Source organism: Actinoplanes sp. NPDC051470 (assembly GCF_040682035.1).
Taxonomy (GTDB): Bacteria; Actinomycetota; Actinomycetes; order Mycobacteriales; family Micromonosporaceae; genus Actinoplanes.
Genome location: NZ_JBFBAA010000018.1, coordinates 89,520 through 105,042, shown reverse-complemented (window position 1 = coordinate 105,042; position 15,523 = coordinate 89,520). Strand labels below are relative to the sequence as shown.

Annotated in this window: 15 protein-coding genes; 3 read left to right on the top strand and 12 right to left on the bottom strand. The window is 70.4% G+C overall.

Annotated features, from left to right (window positions below; translation table 11 throughout):
- Positions 1 to 75: 75 nt before the first annotated feature.
- Positions 76 to 699, bottom strand: coding sequence for a helix-turn-helix domain-containing protein (locus tag AB0M54_RS28955; RefSeq protein ID WP_364474716.1), 624 nt, complete (start codon positions 697 to 699; stop codon positions 76 to 78).
- 85 nt (positions 700 to 784) lie between these two features.
- On the opposite strand from AB0M54_RS28955, the gene AB0M54_RS28950 reads away from it, so the two are divergent.
- Entirely contained in the window at positions 785 to 2,038 is a 1,254-nt protein-coding gene (locus tag AB0M54_RS28950; RefSeq protein ID WP_364474714.1) for an FAD-dependent monooxygenase, read from the top strand.
- A 147-nt stretch (positions 2,039 to 2,185) separates the two neighbouring features.
- A complete protein-coding gene (mshB, locus tag AB0M54_RS28945) occupies positions 2,186 to 3,010 on the top strand; it encodes an N-acetyl-1-D-myo-inositol-2-amino-2-deoxy-alpha-D-glucopyranoside deacetylase (protein WP_364317794.1) in 825 nt (274 codons plus the stop codon).
- A 48-nt stretch (positions 3,011 to 3,058) separates the two neighbouring features.
- Here the strand turns inward: mshB and AB0M54_RS28940 are convergent, their stop codons facing one another.
- The 5 genes from AB0M54_RS28940 to AB0M54_RS28920 form a co-directional block, all read right to left on the bottom strand.
- A complete protein-coding gene (locus tag AB0M54_RS28940) occupies positions 3,059 to 4,000 on the bottom strand; it encodes a DUF6282 family protein (RefSeq protein ID WP_364317792.1) in 942 nt (313 codons plus the stop codon).
- Positions 4,001 to 4,013: 13 nt separating this feature from the next.
- Positions 4,014 to 5,024 (bottom strand): ABC transporter ATP-binding protein, encoded by a 1,011-nt coding sequence (locus AB0M54_RS28935; RefSeq protein ID WP_364317790.1) that lies wholly within the window; start codon positions 5,022 to 5,024, stop codon positions 4,014 to 4,016.
- On the bottom strand, positions 5,021 to 6,700 hold the full coding sequence (locus AB0M54_RS28930; RefSeq protein WP_364317789.1) for an ABC transporter permease subunit: 1,680 nt from the start codon (positions 6,698 to 6,700) through the stop codon (positions 5,021 to 5,023). The genes AB0M54_RS28935 and AB0M54_RS28930 overlap by 4 nt, the downstream gene beginning before the upstream one ends.
- 3 nt (positions 6,701 to 6,703) lie before the next feature.
- Positions 6,704 to 7,759, bottom strand: coding sequence for an extracellular solute-binding protein (locus tag AB0M54_RS28925; protein ID WP_364317787.1), 1,056 nt, complete (start codon positions 7,757 to 7,759; stop codon positions 6,704 to 6,706).
- A gap of 67 nt (positions 7,760 to 7,826) precedes the next feature.
- Complete coding sequence (locus AB0M54_RS28920) at positions 7,827 to 8,558, bottom strand: helix-turn-helix domain-containing protein (protein WP_364317785.1); 732 nt, start codon at positions 8,556 to 8,558, stop codon at positions 7,827 to 7,829.
- Between the two features lie 204 nt (positions 8,559 to 8,762).
- On the opposite strand from AB0M54_RS28920, the gene AB0M54_RS28915 reads away from it, so the two are divergent.
- A complete protein-coding gene (locus AB0M54_RS28915) occupies positions 8,763 to 9,590 on the top strand; it encodes an SDR family oxidoreductase (RefSeq protein WP_364474712.1) in 828 nt (275 codons plus the stop codon).
- 13 nt (positions 9,591 to 9,603) lie between these two features.
- On the opposite strand, the gene AB0M54_RS28910 is transcribed toward AB0M54_RS28915, so the two are convergent.
- The 6 genes from AB0M54_RS28910 to AB0M54_RS28885 form a co-directional block, all read right to left on the bottom strand.
- Positions 9,604 to 10,377: an ABC transporter ATP-binding protein gene (locus tag AB0M54_RS28910; protein WP_364317782.1), complete on the bottom strand. Its 774-nt coding sequence runs from the start codon at positions 10,375 to 10,377 to the stop codon at positions 9,604 to 9,606.
- 28 nt (positions 10,378 to 10,405) lie between these two features.
- Positions 10,406 to 11,194 (bottom strand): ABC transporter permease, encoded by a 789-nt coding sequence (locus AB0M54_RS28905; RefSeq protein ID WP_364317780.1) that lies wholly within the window; start codon positions 11,192 to 11,194, stop codon positions 10,406 to 10,408.
- A gap of 88 nt (positions 11,195 to 11,282) precedes the next feature.
- A complete protein-coding gene (locus AB0M54_RS28900) occupies positions 11,283 to 12,317 on the bottom strand; it encodes an ABC transporter substrate-binding protein (protein ID WP_364317779.1) in 1,035 nt (344 codons plus the stop codon).
- 323 nt (positions 12,318 to 12,640) lie between these two features.
- On the bottom strand, positions 12,641 to 14,311 hold the full coding sequence (locus AB0M54_RS28895) for a thiamine pyrophosphate-binding protein (RefSeq protein ID WP_364474710.1): 1,671 nt from the start codon (positions 14,309 to 14,311) through the stop codon (positions 12,641 to 12,643).
- Positions 14,308 to 14,718, bottom strand: a complete 411-nt coding sequence (locus AB0M54_RS28890; protein WP_364317776.1) for a carboxymuconolactone decarboxylase family protein — start codon at positions 14,716 to 14,718, stop codon at positions 14,308 to 14,310. Before AB0M54_RS28890 ends, AB0M54_RS28895 begins: the two co-directional genes overlap by 4 nt.
- Positions 14,719 to 14,764: 46 nt before the next feature.
- A complete protein-coding gene (locus AB0M54_RS28885) occupies positions 14,765 to 15,439 on the bottom strand; it encodes a GntR family transcriptional regulator (protein WP_364317774.1) in 675 nt (224 codons plus the stop codon).
- Positions 15,440 to 15,523 lie beyond the last annotated feature (84 nt).

Genomic DNA, 15,523 nt, shown 5'->3' with positions numbered 1-15,523 from the left:
AACGGGCCGAGACCGTGTTCATCACGGCCGGCGCCGAGGCGGCCCAGCGCCGGGCCACCCTGGTCCGCTGAGTCGCTATCGCCGCAGGTGCGAGGGGGTGGCGCCCCACCAGCGGCGGCACGAGCGGGTGAGCACGGCCGGCTCGGCGAAACCCAGGCGGGCGCTGATCTCGGCGAACGGCCGGTCGGTGGCGAGCAGCGTGCGCGCCTCGGCGCGGCGGACGCAGTCGAGGATCTCGGCGAAGGTCAACCCCTCGTCGGCCAGGGTGCGCTGCAGGGTGCGGGGATGAACCGCGAGGGTACGGGCGACATCCGCCAGCGCCGTCGACCGGGAGCCGAGCCGCTCGCCCAGAACATGACGCACGCGCCAGGCGAAGTCGGAGTGGGACGGGTGGCCGGACAGCACGCCGGCCGGGAGGCGCAGCAGCGCGGCGGGCCGGCGGAACCGCACCTTGGCCCCGAAGGCCTGGCCGTAGCGGTGGGTGGCCTCCTCGGGCGCGCCGGGCAGGTCGACCGAGCGCGGCCCGTAGTCGCCGGCCAGCTCACGAAGCGCGACGTGGAGGCCGTGCAACGAGGCGGTGGCCCGGGCGTCGGGGCGGCGGAGCCGCAGGCCGACCACCCGCCGCGCGCCCTCCGGATCGTCGATCACCGAGAACAGCGGTCCGCATCGGGCGGTGAGTTCCTCGGCGACGGTCGGCACCGGGCTCAGGGTACGCCGGCTGTGACGAACAATCTGTCGCCCTCGATCAAGGCCGATCGTCGCCCCGGTCCGTAGCGTCGCCCCGGTGAACGAGACCGAGGTGATCATCGTCGGCGCCGGGCCGGTCGGGTTGTTCCTGGCCGCCGAGCTCCGGCTGGCCGGTGTCCAGACGGTCGTGCTGGAGCAGCGCGCCGACCCGTCGCCGCATCCGAAGGCGCTCGGCCTGCACGCCCGTACCCTCGAGCAACTCGCCATGCGCGGGCTGATCGACCCGTTCCTGGCCCACGGCGTCCCGGTGTCGCAATGGCACTTCGGCTTCCTGCCGCAGCGGCTCGACCTGAGCCGGCTGGACAGCCCGTACCCCTTCATGCTGGCCTTCCCGCAGCACCGCACCGAGGCCGTCCTGCAGGAGGTGGCGCTGGCGCGGGGCGCGGACATCCGGCGGGGTCACCGGGTCACCGAGGTCGCCGACACCGGTGACCAGGTGCAGGTCACGACCGCGGCCGGCGAGCACTTTGTTACCAACTGGTTGGTAGGTACGGACGGCGCCGGGAGCACGGTGCGCAAGCTGGCCGGGATCGGCTTCCCGGGCACCGACGCCGACACGTACGCCTACCTCGGCGACGTGCGCGCCACCACCCCGCCGCCACCCGGCTTCGGGGTGCAGAACGAGCGCGGCGCCCTGATCGTCGCGCCACTGCCCGGCGGCCTGTTCCGGTTCACCGGAACCGACCCCCTCGCCACCGAGACCCCGACCCTGGAGTCGTTGGAGGAGACGGTCTTCCGCATTTCCGGGCAACGGTTCGGCCTGCATGACCCGGCCTGGCTGAGCCGCTTCGGCAACGCCACCCGGGTGGCCTCGGAATACCGCCGCGGCCGGGTCCTGCTGGCCGGCGACGCCGCCCACATGCACTTCCCGGCCGGCGGTGTCGGCCTCAACCTGGGCCTGCAGGACGCCATGAATCTGGGCTGGAAGCTCGCCGACGTGATCCAGCAGCGGGCCGGCGCCGACCTGCTGGACACCTACCACGCCGAGCGGCGCCCGTGGGCCCTCGACGTCGCCGGGCACACCCTCGCCCAGACCGCCCTGATCACCGCGACCACCCCCACCGGGCAGGCGCTGCGCACGGTGCTCAGCGACGCGCTGGCCACTGTGCCCGAGCTGTCGCTGCTCTGGGCCCGGCGCCTGGCCGGCCTCGACGTCCACTACGGCGATCAGCCTCCGGCGGGCACGAGGGTCGCGGCCACGGGCGACGCGTTGCTCGACGGCCGCCCGGCCCGCATCGACGTGCCCGGCCTGGGCGAGGTGGCCGTCCGCCCGGACGGCTACGTCCAGTGACTCCCATCTCGACGTAGACGGTTCGGCCGGGCCGCCGAGATTCACGGCGTAGACCGTCCGGCCGGGCCGCCGAGATTCACGACGGCCGTGATCGAGAACACGACCGGAGCGGTGAACTTCGGGCCCGCGATGGAGTTCGATAGAACCATGACCTCTGAACGGCGCCTGATGATGGTGCACGCCCACCCGGATGACGAGTCGAGCTCGACCGGAGCGACCCTCGCCCGGTACGTGGATGAAGGCGCCCAGGTCACGCTGGTCACCTGCACGCTCGGTGAAGAAGGCGAGATCCACGTGCCCGCGCTGGCCCAGCTGGCCGCCGACCAGGCCGATCAGCTGGGCGGCTGGCGCCTGGCCGAGTGGGAACGCGCCTGCGCCGAGCTCGGCGTGACCGACCGCCGGTTCCTCGGCGGCGCCGGCCACTACCGTGACTCCGGCATGATCGGCCTGGAGAGCAACAAGCACCCGCGGGCGTTCTGGCAGGCCGACCTGGAAGAGGCCGCCCGCGTGTGCCTCGAGGTGATGCGCGAGGTGCGGCCGCAGGTTCTCGTCACCTACGACGACAACGGCCTGTACGGCCACCCCGACCACATCCAGGCCAACCGGGTCGCGATGCGGGCGGCCGAGCTCGCCGACGAGGAGGGGTTCGGGCCGGCGAAGATCTACTGGACCGCGATGCCGTTCTCCTATCTCGAGCGCACCCTGGTCGAGTTCCGCGCGTTCGGCGACCCGTCCTTCGACGACTTCGGACGCGTCGAGGACCTGCCGTTCGGCCGGCCGGACGAGGAGATCGACGTCTGGATCGCCGGCACCGCCTACGCGGCGCGCAAGAAAGCCGCGCTGGCGGCGTACGCGTCCCAGATCCCGGCCGGCTCGCCGTTCGTGTCCTCGACGGCGGATGACTGGCTGGCCGCCGAGCACTACGTCCTCGTCAAGGGCGAGCGCGGCTCGAAGGACGACCTGTTCGGTTAGGGCTGTTTCACGCCGCGGCCCTGGCCGGGCCATGAAACAGGCCCTCAGTCACTTGTAGAGCAGGTGGCCCGCTGTCGTGCCGACCAGGCGGCGGATGTCGTCCTCGCTGACGCCGGCGTCGAGCAGGGCTCGGACGGCACGACGGTAGAGGGTGACCGGCAGCGGGTTGGTCTTCTGGCCCGAGTCGGAGCAGAGGATGGTGCGTTCGACGCCGACCTCCTTGATGAAGGTCAGCAGCTCGCCCAGGTCGCGGCGGCGTTCCGGCTTGCCGAAGTACATGATGACCTCGTGCTCGATGGTCACGCCCTGCTCGGCCCAGGCCACCGCCTGCTGGACGTCGGCGCCGACGACGAAGACCGGGTGGTTGACCAGGATCCGGTCGACGCCCGCCTCGAGCGCCGCGTCGATCAACTTCTGAGCTTCGGGTACGCCCAGATGGCCGCACGTGAGGACCGCGTGTTCCGCCGCGATCACGTCGAGGATGTCGCGTACCTCGGGGAGGACGTCACCGGTGTCATCCAGGATCGAGATGACCTCGTTGGGGCGCAGGTCGACCTCGGGGGTGGGGAAGCCGGTGTCGTGGTGCTCGTGGTGGGAGATGTGCGCGGCCGACGAGAGGGTGGGGAACCAGACCATCCGGCCGCCCATCCGCAGGGCCAGTTCGACCGCGTACGGGTTGAGGCCACCGACCGTGCGATTGAGCGCGACCCCTCCGTACACCTCGGTCGAAAGGTCTTGAAGCCCCGCGGTTCGCAAGGCCAGGATGTCGGTCACCATGCTGTGGTGGTGCGACTTGGCGACGATCGCCCGGAAGCCGACCGACGCGGCGTCGCGGGCGGCGTCGAGGATGCTCATCCGGCGCGGGAACGGGCTCGGGCCGGGGTGCTGGTGCAGGTCGACCGCGCCGGCCAGCAACGCGTCCGCCTCCGGGTCCGGAATCCTGCGGTCCTCGTCGGCGTCCAGGTTGAACGGGTAGTCGACGTCAGTCATGAGGGGATCCCTTTCAGTTGGTGACGAGGACCTGGTCCTCGGGGCGCCAGTGGGCGACGACCTTGGCGCCGGGGTCGACCGCGGCGGGGGCGCCGACGGGCAGCACGGCACAGCCGACCGAGTCGTCGCCGTAGGACAGCTCGAGCCGGTAGTAGGTGCCGTAGAACGAGACATCGGTGACCGTGGCGTCCTCGGTGACGTCGCCGGCCGGCACGGACTCGGGCGAATCGGCGACGTGCAGGCGCTCCGGCCGTACGATCAGCGTCTGATCCGGCCGGTGGAACACATTGGACTCGCCCAGGAACCGGGCCACGAACTCGGTGGGGGGCCGGTGGTAGAGGTCGGCCGGCGTGCCGATGGCCACGATCTTCCCGTGGTTGAAGATGGCGATCCGGTCGGACAGGGTCATCGCCTCGTCCTGGTCGTGGGTGACGAAGACGAAGGTGAGGCCCAGCTCGTCGTGCAGCCGCTTGATCTCGCGCTGCAACGACTGGCGCAGCTTGCGGTCGAGCGCGCTGAGCGGCTCGTCGAGCAGCAGCACGCTGGGGGAGAAGACCACCGCACGGGCCAGCGCGACCCGCTGCTGCTGGCCGCCGGAGAGCTCGTGCGGGCGGCGGTGGTCCATGCCGGTCAGGTCGACCAGGTCGAGGGCCTGACCGACCAGCCGGGCCGTCTCGGCGGCCGGCACCTTGCGTTCGCGCAGCGGGAAGGCCACGTTCTGGGCGACCGTGAGGTGCGGGAACAGCGCGTAGTTCTGGAACACCATGCCGAAGTTGCGCTTGTGCGGCGGTGTCCGGGTGATGTCCTTGTCGTTCAGGCGGACCCGGCCGGCGGTCGGCTCGGTGAAGCCCACGATCATGTTGAGCGTGGTGGTCTTGCCGGAGCCGCTCGGGCCCAGCAGGGTGATGAACTCGCCCGGCTGGATGTCGAGGTCGATGTGGTCGACCGCCGGGGTGCTCCCGTACGTCTTGACCAGGCCGGTCAGCTCGACCCGGCCGCCGGCGGCGCTGATCGGTGAGCTCATGCTTTGCCTCGCTTCCGGCCGGAGCCGCGGATCTGCGCGAACAGGATGGGAACACTGACCAGGACGACCATCAGGCTGGAGGCGGCCGAGATGGTCGGGTCGATCTGCACGGTGACGCTGTTGAACATCTGCACCGGCAGCGTGATCGCGCCCGGCGCCTGCAGGAACAGGGCGATGACCACCTCGTCGAGCGACGTTACGAAGGCCAGCACGGCGCCGGACAGGATGCCGGGCATGACCAGCGGCAGCGTGACCCGCCGGAAGGCCGAGGACGGGCTCGCGCCGAGCACCGCGGCCACGTGCGGCAGAGCTGAGTCCATGCCCTGCAGCCGGGCGGTCACCGCGATCACCACGAACGGGATGGCCAGCGCGGTGTGGGCCAGGATGATGCCGATCAGCGTGCCGTTCAGGCTGAGCCGCAGGAACGCCGAGAAGACGACCAGGGCGACCAGGATGTGCGGCACGATCATCGGCGACAGCAGGAACCCGTTGGCGGCGCCCCGGATCCGGGGGTTCAGCCGGGTCAGCCCGAAGGCGGCCAGAGTGCCCAGGATGGTCGCGAAGATCGCCGTGTAGAGGCCGGTCTGGAGCGTGTTGAGGATCGCCGCGACCCATTCCGGCGAGGTGAACAGGTTCTCGTACCAGCGCAGCGACCAGCCCTGCGGCGGGAACTGGAAGGTCTGCGCCGAGGAGAAGCTCATCGGGATGACGACCAGGGTGGGCACGGCCAGGATGACGGCGACGACCGTCGTGTGTACGCGTAACCAGGGCCGCACCACGCCGCGGGAACCGCCGGCCCGCGTGGGCGTCGTGCCCGCGGCGGCGGCCGAGAGTGACGAACCGGCGAGGCGGCGGCTCAGGCCGAGCACGACCAGCGTCACCACGAGCAGGAACATGCCCATCGCGCCGGCCCCGCCGAAGTCGAGCAGTTCCCTGGTGCGGATGTTGATGACCTGGGCGATCATCGCGGTCCGGCTCGACCCGAGCAGGGCCGGCGTCACGTAGAAGCCCAGGGCCAGCACGAAGACCAGCGACATGCCGGCCACCACGCCGGGCGTCGAGAGCGGCAGGTAGACCCGGCGGAAGGCCCGCGTCCGGGGCGCGCCCAGGCTCTGACCGGCCGCCACCAGCCGGCCGTCGATCTGCTCCATCGCGCTGTACATCGGCAGCACCAGGAACGGCAGCAGCACCTGGGTCATCGAGATGCCGACCGCCAGCGTGGTGCCGAGCAGCGTGACGTCGCCCAGCCCGAACAGGCCGAGGAACTTCTGGATCACGCCGCCGTCCTGCATCAGGACCATCCAGGCGAAGTTGCGAGCCAGCATGCTCGTCCAGAACGGGATGAGCACCACGGTCACCAGCACGGCGCGCATGGCCGGTCCGGACAGGGTCATCGCGTACGCGTACGGGTAGGCCAGCAGCACGCCGACGACGGCGACCACCAGCGCCACCAGCAGCGTCCGGCCCAGCACCCGCAGCGTGTAGCCGTCGGTGAACAGCGAGGCGTAGTTGCCCAGGCCGGGTTCCGGCTCGGTGAAGCTGTCGCCGACCACGCTCAGCAGCGGCACCACGAACAGGACGACCAGGGCCACCAGGGCCGGCAGGAGCAGCAGCCAGCCGCTGCCCCTGAACCGGGCGAGCCAGGGCGCCCTGGCCGTGACTGTCGTGACCGACATCCGTCAGCCAACCTTCCAAGCGGTCCAGCGCTTGACCAGCGCGTCGGTGTTCTCGATCCACCATTGCTTGTCCTGCTCGACCGTGGTACCGCGATCGGGCAGGAAGGCGTTGAACACCTTCTGCTGGTCGGTGTAGCCGACCGAGTCGAGGTCGATGTCGGCGCGGGCGGGCGCGGTGCCGGTCAGCTTCGCGTACGCCTTGGACTGCTCCGGCTCGGTGACGAAGGCCAGCATCCGCTGGGCCAGGGCCTTGTGCGGCGCGCCCTTGGGGATCACCAGCACGCCGATGTCGGTGGTGTTGAAGTCCCACACCGGCACCAGGTTGGCGCCGCTCTGCTTCGAGACGATCGTCCGCGCGGTGACCGTCAGGGTCATGCTGGCCTGCTTGTCGACCATCATCTGCTGGATGGCGCCGTAGCTGGCCGCGAAGACCAGGTTGCTCTTGATCGTGTCGATCTTCTTCAGCGCCCGCTCGACGTCCAGCGGGTAGACCTGCGCCGCCGGCACCCCGTCGGCGACCAGTGCGGCCTCCAGCAGGCCGGCCTTCGGGTAGTCGTAGACCACCCGCTTGCCCGGGAACTTCTTCACGTCGAAGAAGTCCTTGATGGTGGTCGGCTTCGCGCCGGAGAACATGTCGGCGTTGTAGCTGAAGATGTTGGCGTACCGGTAGGTCGGCACGAAGCAGTCGCCGGTGGTGCCCTCGGGGAACTTGGCGCGGTCGAGGGCCGGGTCGTCCAGCTTCTCGAACAGCTCGCCGCAGTACGCGCCGGCGTAGATCCAGCTCATGTTGGCCAGGTCCCAGATGGTCTTGCCGGAGGTGACCATGGTGCGCACCTGGGCCTGCTCGGCCGGGCTGATGTTGGTGAACGCCGTGCCGTTCTTGGCGGTGAACGGCTGCTGGAGGGCCTTCTTCTCGTCCTCCTGGAACTGGCCGCCGGTGCTGGCCCAGGTCAGCTTGTTGTCGTCGGCGCCGCCGCTGCCGGAGTCGCCGCCCACGCCGCACGCCGACAACACCAGGGAGGCCGCGGCCAGCACGGCCACGATTCGATAGGTCTTCATCTGCATCGCCTTTGATCTTGCGCAGGGTTGGTGTCAGTCGAGGGGCTGAGTCAGCTGAGGGGCTGAGCTAACCGAGGGGCTGTGCCATGCGCCGGCTGATCGTCTCGGCGCCGGCCCGCAGGGCGAGGGCCACCGGGCTGTCGGTTCCCTCGGGTACGAACTGAGTGATGTCGACGACGGCCAGGGTCGCGACGACCTGGCCGGCGGGATCGCGGACCGGAACCGCCACGGCGCTGATCCCGTCCTTGAGGCTCGGGCGGACCGAGACGCCGGTCTCGCGAACCGCGGCCAGCTCGGCCTCGGTCGCGGTCGTGGGCGTCGCGCCCTGCCCGAACCGGTAGTAGGACCGGTCCTTGAAGGCCCAGAAGACGACCGTCTGCGCCGCGTTCGGCCCGAGCTGGCTGCCGACCGCGATCGAGACGTGCGCCGTGCGGCTGCGGTCCTCGCGCACCCGCGCCACCACGGGACAGGTGCCGTTCCACACGCTGAGGACGACCGTGTGCCGCAGGCGGGCGCCGAGGTCCTCGAGCACCGGGCCGGCCAGGTCGACGATCCCCAGCCGGGACAGGGCGAGGGTGCCCAGCTCGGCCAGGAGGACCCCGAACTCGTACCGGTTGCGGTCGCGGCGCCGCAGGAGACCGTGGTTCTCCATGGACGCCAGATAGCGGTGGGCGGTGGACTTGCCGACACCCAGTTCCTCGGCGGCCGACACCAGGTCGATCGTCTCGTTGCCGGCGAGCAGCCGGAGCAGCTGGACGACCCGGGCCACGACCTGAAGGTCACCGCTGGCGATCTCCATGGGCACCTCCCTGACTGTCGTCGCCCGTCCCGCATTCCGGGGCGGCCGTCCATCTATCCGGTATTCGAGGAATCTAGGTGATCTCTCCCGACGCCTGTCAAGGGTCGAGCAAGATTTCCGCCGTAAGTCCCAGTTGTTAAATGATGCTGGTGGCTGATTGTATGATTGGCCTACAATCCTTGGCTAGTGGTCGGGAGGCAGAACATGCGCGGACTTGCCGGCAGGGTCGCGGTCGTGACGGGTGCGGCCGGTGGGATCGGCGCGGCCACGGCCCGGCGGCTGGCCGAGGAGGGCGCGAACGTCGTCGCCGTCGACCTCGATCTCGACCGGGTCCGTGACCTCGCCGCGTCGCTGCCGTCCCCGTCGATCGGAGTTCGCGCCGACGTGTCGGCCGAGGACGAGGTGGCGGCGTACGTCGAGGCGGCCGTGGCCCGCTTCGGGCGCATCGACCTGCACCACCTCAACGCCGGCATCCCGGGCTCGTTCGCCACCCTGCCCGACCTGCCGGTGGCCGAGTTCGACCGGGTGATGGCGGTCAACGTGCGCGGCGTGTTCCTCGGGGTGCGGGCGGCGTTCCGGCAGTACGCGGCTCAGGGGAGCGCCGGCAACATCGTCCTCACCGGCTCGATCGGCAGCCTGCGGGGCAGCGCCGACCTGCTGGCGTACCAGACCTCCAAGCACGCGGTGGTCGGCCTGCTGCGCGGCGCCGCGATGTACGGCGGCCCGCTCGGCGTACGCGTCAACGCCGTCGCTCCCGGCATCGTGCCCACCGACCTCTTCGCCGCCACACCGGACGTGGCCGGCGGCAAGGACGACATGTCACGCCGCGCGAGCAGCACCCCGCTGCGCCGGGCCGGCACCGGCGAGGACGTGGCCGGCGTGGTGGCGTTCCTGCTCTCCGACGACGCCGCCTACATGACCGGCGAGCTGGTCTCGGTGGACGGCGGCGCGAGCATCGTCAGCACGGTCCGCCCGTCCGGTGGCGCCGGCGCCTGGAACTTCGAGGCGTACGACCGCGCGCTCTACGGCTAGGCGCGGCCGACCGTCAGGTCCGGGCCGGCCGCGGGCTCTCGTCCAGCAACAGTTCGTGCAGCTCGGCCGAGGCGGCGGCCACCTGGTCCAGGTGGGCGTTGTGCCCGAAGGTGCGGGGGCGGGGGATCGGCACCTCGACGACCTTGTTCAGGCGGCCGGGACGGGAGCTGAGCACGGCGACCCGGTCGGCCAGCAGCACGGCCTCCGAGATGGAGTGGGTGACGAACACGATGGTGGTGCCGAGTTCGATGTGGATGCGCTGAAGTTCGACCGCCAGTTCCTCGCGGGTGAGCGCGTCCAGCGCCGAGAACGGCTCGTCCATGAGCATGACCTTGGGGTTCTGGATCAGCGCCCGGCACAGCGCGACGCGCTGCTGCATGCCGCCGGACAACTCGTGGGGCTGCCGGGTGGCGAAACCGGCCAGGCCGGTCATCTCCAGCAGCCGCTCGGCCTGGCCGCGGGACCCGGCCCGGCTCCCGCCGAAGATCTCGATCGGGAGCAGCACGTTGTCCAGCACCGAGCGCCAGGGCAGCAGGGCGGGCCGCTGGAACACCATGGCCACGTCCCGGCGTGGTTCCGTGACGATGTCGCCGGCCACGGTCACCGAGCCGGAGCTCGGTGTGAGCAGCCCACCGATCACCCGCAGCAGGGTCGACTTGCCACAGCCGGACCGGCCGATGACGGCCAGGAACTCCCCGGCCGCGATGTCGAGGTCGATGTCCTTGAGGGCCTCGACGCGGCCGCGCCGGCCACGGAAGGTCTGAGACACGGCGTCGATGCGAATCATGCGGATGCTCCCGGTGACGGATGGTCGCTCACGATGAGATGGCCCGTGCCCACGGGGCCAGCAGCCGCTCGAGCGCGGCGACGACATAGAAGAGCACGACCCCGGCGACGGCGAGAAGGACCAGGGCGGCGAAGGCCAGCGCGGTGTCCGAGTTGGCGCCCGAGCCGACGATGACCGAGCCCAGCCCGTGGTCGGGGCTGACCACCTCGCCGATGACGGCGCCGATGATGGCCAGCGGGGTCGCCACCTTGATCCCGACGAAGGTCTGCGGAAGCGCCCAGACCAGCCGGATCTTCACGAACGTCTGCCACCACGAGGCCTTGAGCGACCGCGCGAGCTCGGCCAGGTCGGCCGGGGTCGAGGTCAGTCCGGCCATGGTCGACACGATGATCGGGAAGAAGCTGACCAGCACGACCATGACGATCTTGGGTGCGTTGCCGAAGCCCATCCAGACCAGCAGCAACGGGGCGAGGGCGACCTTGGGGATGGCGTTGACCGCCGCCAGCAGCGGCATCGTCATGCGTTCCACGGTCCGGGAGGCGGCCAGGATGATGGCCAGGCCGAGGCCGCCGGCGACCGCGAGCCCGAACCCGATCAGCACGCGCTGGAAGGTTGTCCACATCTCGTCGGCCAGGTATCGCGGGTCGCGCAGCATGGCGTCGAGCACGTCCATGGGAGACGGCACGTAGAACGGGTCGATGTCGAGGACCGCGGTCAGAAGCCACCAGAGACCGACCGCCAGAACCGCGCCGAGCACGGGAAGCACGCCGTTGTTCCAGGTCATGGAGAGCCGGGAGTCGGCGTCCGTGTTCGTCATGAGGTCAGCTCCGTCGATGTGGGGCAGGGCGTGGCCCGCAACGCGGGGCGGTTCGACCGCCGGCCGCCGCGTTGCGGGCCACAGTGAATCAGGACTTCTTGATGAAGCTGAAGTCGGCCACCTTGTCGGGGGTGAGGCCCGCGGGCATCAGCCCGGCCGCCTGGACGGCCGCGATGCTGCGGGTCACCCGCTCCTCGTCCATGTAGCCGATCGGTCCGGCGTTGGGCGGGGTCACGTAGGGCTTCATCGCGTTGATCTCGCCCTTGGCCGCCGGGACGAGCGCGGTCGGCTCGGCCTTGTTCAGGATCGCCGCGGCCTCGTCCGGGTTGTCGATCGTGTACTGCAGGCCCTTCATGGCCGCTCCGACGAAGCGCTGGACCAGGTCGCGGTCCGACGAGATGAGCCCCGGCTTGGTGATGATCGCGTTGCCGAAGAGGTCGCTGAGGTAGTCGCTGTACGGCATCACGACGACCTCCTTCTTGGACACGTTGGCCAGGGCGGTCTTGCTCAGCAGGAAGGTACTCAGCGCGTCCACCTTGCGCTGGGCCATGAGCCCGTTGAGCGCCGTCGGCTGGGCGCCCTGGATCTTCACCTTGGTCGGGTCGAGCCCGGCGGATTTCGCGTACGCCGGGAAGAGCAGCTCGCTGACCGAGCCGCTGCCGGTCCCCACGGTCTTGCCGACCAGGTCGGTGGGCTTGTTGATGCCGGTGTCCTTGGTGGTCATGATCGACACCAGGGTGCGCTGGTGAACCGCCGCCACCGCGCGCCAGTCGGGGAACTTGCCGAGGCCCGCCTGGATCTCGGCGCCGGTGAAGTCGAGCGCCGCGAACTGAACCTTGTCCGACTTGAGCAGGGTCAGGTTCTGGACGTTGCCGGCGCCCTTCTGGATGTCGATCTCGATGCCGGCCTCGGCGAAGAAGCCCTTCTCCTTCGCGACCCATACGAAGGAGTCACGGCCGACGGCGCCGAACGCGGTCACGTAGCTGACCTTGTCCTTCGCCCCGCCGCCGGACGCCCCGCCGTCGCCACCGCCGTCGTCGTCCGATGAGGAGCATCCGGCCGCCGTGACGGCGAGCAGCGCCGCCAGCAGCGCAGTCGTCGTCCTGCGGAATCGTCTGGTCATGTCAAGCCTCTCGAGAGCCGTCCTTGCGTGGAGTGGACGAATTCGGGCCCTGAGATTCAGCCGTCATCAACGGCTACACCCCTTTTGCCCGAAAGATCCGGGCGAAAGAATAGATGATGAGGAATGCCTTGTCACCCGGCGTCGTCTAACCTTCACGTTCGGAAGGTGAACGCTCCACAGCAAATGTCGACAAGATCGTAAGCGAGATCGTTGACAATCGCTAGACGTTACGGGCTCCAATGGCGTCAGTTCAGCACCGGAATCATCGATCCGATGCCCCGGCCCCGCCAGGCGCTCAGTGGACCCACCGCGGCCCCGGGGAGCTAGGACACCGCCGGGGGAGCGACCACCTCGATGTCGGTGTGGACGTCCACAATCACCGGACGGTTGGCCGACAGCGCCTGATCCAGCGCCTTGGCCAGGTCGCCCGGCCGGTCCACCCGGATGCCCAGCGCGCCCATCTCCTCGCCGATCCGGGCGAAGTCCACGTCCCGGTAGTTCCACATCTCCCGGGACTTCTCGGTGGCCTGCCCGCCGTACGCCCGGTCGAAGCCCCTTTTGCTCTGATTGCCGCCCGCGTTGTTGTTCACGATGGTGACCAGATTGATGCCCCGGCGGGCGGCCGTCTCGACCTCGGCCAGGTGGTAGTAGAAACCGGCGTCACCGGTGAAGACCACCACCGGCCGGTCCGGCGCCGCGCACTTGGCCCCGATGCCGGCCGAGAAGGCCCAGCCCAGGTGGCCCGCCGCCCGCAGGTAGTCCTGGCCGGGCGCGGTGATGTCGTGGAACTGGGCCATCCACATGCCGGCGTGGCCGGTGTCGACCACGAGCACGGCGTCGCCGGGCAGGCCGGCGGTCAGCTCGGCGGCGATGCGCTCGGGGCGGATCGGGACGGCGTCGCTGGTCAGCACCTCGCGATAGCGCTCGCGCCACGCGGACTCGAGCCGGTCACATTCGTCGCGCCAGGACGCTCTCGCGCTCGTGCCGGCGAGCGCCAGCATTCGGCGAAGGGCGGCGCGGGCGTCCGCGACGATCGACGCCCGCAGCGGATAGTTGCGCCCGAGCTCGGCCGGCTCGAGGTCGATCTGGACGGCCGGGGTGCCGATCGGCGGCACGGCCCAGAAGTGCGTGGTCATGCTGCCGGTCTGGGTGCCGATGAAGCACACCAGGTCGGCCCGGCCGACGATCTCGTTGGCGCACTCGCGCGAGTAGGTGCCGACCACGCCGACCGAGAGCGGGTGGGTGCCGGGGATCGTGTCCTTGCCGTTGGCCGACGTGGCGACCGGGATGTCGAGCAGCTCGGCCAGCGCCACCAGCTCGGCGCCGGCGCCGGAGGAACGGACGCCGCCACCGGCCACGATGACCGGCCGCTCGGCATTGTCAAGAAGCTGGAGAACGGCCTCGACGTCCGCGTCAAGAGGCCCAGGGCGTACCGGAGGAACCTGCGCGAAGCGCGGCTCGACGAGCGGGCCGGCGTCGGTGAGCGCGGTGTCGAGCTGGCCCTCGTTGCCCTGGATCTGGAGGTGCACCGGGCCCGGGCGGCCGGTCGTCGCCACCCGGAACGCGTGCCGCAGCATGTCCGGGAAGCGGCCGGCGTCGTCGATGGTGGCGTTGTACTTGGTCACCGGGTCGAACCCGGGCAGGTCGTCGATCTCCTGGTAGACGTGCCGGAACTTGGTCGCCGGGGAGCGGCCGCCGGTCAGCGCGAGCACGGGGGAGCCGGCCAGGAACGGCTCGCGCAGGCCGGCCGCGAGGTTCAGCGCCCCGATGATCTGCGCGGCCGCGACGCCGGGCCGGCCGGAGACGCGGGCGTAGCCGTCGGCCATGTAGGCGGCGGCCTTCTCGCCGTGCGTGACCACCCGCTGGATGTGCGGGTGGTGCTGCTCCAGCTCGGCCATCGTGCGCCGCAGGATCGCCGGCACGTGGAAGAGGTGGGTCACGCCGTAGCCGTCGAGCATGTCGGCGAGGACCCGGGCGCCGGTCCGGCCGGTCATGCGGCGGTGGTGCCGACCGAGGCTTCCTGGCGTACCTCGGTGATGACCTTCTCGGCGAGCCGGAACGACTCGAGGGCGGCCGGTGCGCCGCAGTACGCGGCGGTCTGCAGCAGCACCTCCTGGATCTCCTCGACGGTGCAGCCGTTGCGCAGCGCGCCCTTCACGTGCACGGAGAACTCGTGCGGCCGGTTCAGCGCGGTGAGCATCGCGAGGTTCAACAGGCTCCGGGTACGCCGGTCCAGCCCGGGGCGCGACCAGACGTCACCCCAGCAGCTGGCGGTCACGTAGTCCTGCACGACGCGGGTGAAGTCGGTGGCCTGCGCCCGGGACCGGTCCACGTGCTCGTCGCCGAGCACCGCACGCCGGACCTGGTCGCCGCGCACGAGCCGGCTGTCGTCATCGCTCATGCGGAGAGCGTACGACGATCATACAATCTGAGGGAATAGTTCGACGCTAGGCTTCCTGCTCGGCGAGCGCGATCAGCCCCGCGCGGCCGGCCTCTTCGACGTGACGGGCGCAGGCCGCGCCCGCGGCCTCGGCGTCGTTGGCGAGCACCGCGTCGACGATCGCGTGCAGTTCCTTGACGCTGTGCTCGAGCCGCCCGGGCACCGACAGCGACAGCGATCGCAGCACGCTCACCCGGGCGTGCAGGCTGCCCACCACCTGGCGCAACGCGACGTTGCCGCCGCCCTCGAACAGCACCTCGTAGAAGGCGTCCTTGGCGGCCAGGATCGGCTGGTCCTTCGCCGCCAGCTTGTCGACCTTGTCGAGCGCGCGGACCAGCGCCTTGCGCTGCGCGACGCTCGCGTGTTCGACGAAGAGCCGGCCGGCCAGCGCTTCCAGGGCCGAACGCACCTGGTAGAGCTGGCGCGCCTCCTCGGCGCTGACGCTGGTGACGATCGTGCCCTTGTTGGGGATCGCGGTGACCAGGCCCTCGGCCGCGAGCTCGCGCAGCGCCTCGCGGACGCTGGTGCGCGAGACGCCGGTCAGCTCGACCAGCTCGCGCTCGATCAGCCGTTGACCGGGCGCGAGCCGCCGGTCGAGGATCGCTTGACGAAGGTTCTCCAGCACCTGGGAGCGGATGAGGGCCGGGTTGCGCTCCACGCGCAGCGCGTTGGTCTGTGTCACCGCTGCCCTCCATGCTCTGCCGCTGCCTGGCGACATCGTACCGAGCGTGACCGCGGTTCGGTGAACCGTTGTTGGAAATCGTAT

Coding starts and splice junctions, on each gene's coding strand:
- mshB (WP_364317794.1), top strand. CDS start 2,186: ATGACCTCTGAACGGCGCCTGATGATGGTGCACGCCCACCCGGATGAC.
- AB0M54_RS28940 (WP_364317792.1), bottom strand. CDS start 4,000: ATGACTGACGTCGACTACCCGTTCAACCTGGACGCCGACGAGGACCGC.
- AB0M54_RS28935 (WP_364317790.1), bottom strand. CDS start 5,024: ATGAGCTCACCGATCAGCGCCGCCGGCGGCCGGGTCGAGCTGACCGGC.
- AB0M54_RS28930 (WP_364317789.1), bottom strand. CDS start 6,700: ATGTCGGTCACGACAGTCACGGCCAGGGCGCCCTGGCTCGCCCGGTTC.
- AB0M54_RS28925 (WP_364317787.1), bottom strand. CDS start 7,759: ATGAAGACCTATCGAATCGTGGCCGTGCTGGCCGCGGCCTCCCTGGTG.
- AB0M54_RS28920 (WP_364317785.1), bottom strand. CDS start 8,558: ATGGAGATCGCCAGCGGTGACCTTCAGGTCGTGGCCCGGGTCGTCCAG.
- AB0M54_RS28915 (WP_364474712.1), top strand. CDS start 8,763: ATGCGCGGACTTGCCGGCAGGGTCGCGGTCGTGACGGGTGCGGCCGGT.
- AB0M54_RS28910 (WP_364317782.1), bottom strand. CDS start 10,377: ATGATTCGCATCGACGCCGTGTCTCAGACCTTCCGTGGCCGGCGCGGC.
- AB0M54_RS28905 (WP_364317780.1), bottom strand. CDS start 11,194: ATGACGAACACGGACGCCGACTCCCGGCTCTCCATGACCTGGAACAAC.
- AB0M54_RS28900 (WP_364317779.1), bottom strand. CDS start 12,317: ATGACCAGACGATTCCGCAGGACGACGACTGCGCTGCTGGCGGCGCTG.
- AB0M54_RS28895 (WP_364474710.1), bottom strand. CDS start 14,311: ATGACCGGCCGGACCGGCGCCCGGGTCCTCGCCGACATGCTCGACGGC.
- AB0M54_RS28890 (WP_364317776.1), bottom strand. CDS start 14,718: ATGAGCGATGACGACAGCCGGCTCGTGCGCGGCGACCAGGTCCGGCGT.